Origin of the sequence: Mesorhizobium sp. M8A.F.Ca.ET.207.01.1.1 (genome assembly GCF_004794715.1) — a bacterium.
Classification (GTDB): Bacteria; Pseudomonadota; Alphaproteobacteria; order Rhizobiales; family Rhizobiaceae; genus Mesorhizobium.
Genome location: NZ_SRUS01000303.1, coordinates 1 through 339, shown reverse-complemented (window position 1 = coordinate 339; position 339 = coordinate 1). Strand labels below are relative to the sequence as shown.

1 protein-coding gene is annotated in these 339 nt (G+C 66.4%); it reads right to left on the bottom strand.

Annotated features, from left to right (window positions below; translation table 11 throughout):
• Positions 1-73: 73 nt before the first annotated feature.
• The coding region (locus tag EN850_RS34655; protein WP_210238057.1) for a hypothetical protein at positions 74-339 on the bottom strand (266 nt) is incomplete at its 5' end.

The following is a 339-nucleotide window of genomic DNA, read 5'->3' as shown; positions in this document are numbered from 1 at the left end:
GACACGTCAGGAGCGTACGTAACAGGCACGGCGTACAGCGCCGTGATGCATTCTAGCCAGTGCCTTACTGCAGTCAGTAGGTGCCGAACGGCACTTCAACCACGATCGGGGCAGCGCCCTCGCCGGCCTGCAGGGTGTAGCGGTCCAGCGCGCCATCGTCATCGGCATGCGGCTGCCGCTGGAAGTGCAGCAGATCGCGGGTGTCGCCCAGCCGTATGGCATTGCCGTCGGGCTCCAGCGCGGCGCCCTCGGGAATCAGCAGGCCGCCCAGGTCACTGTAGGCGCCCGGCACATCGGCAAAGCCATAGTCGGCCAGTTCGTCCACCCGCTGCATCGCAT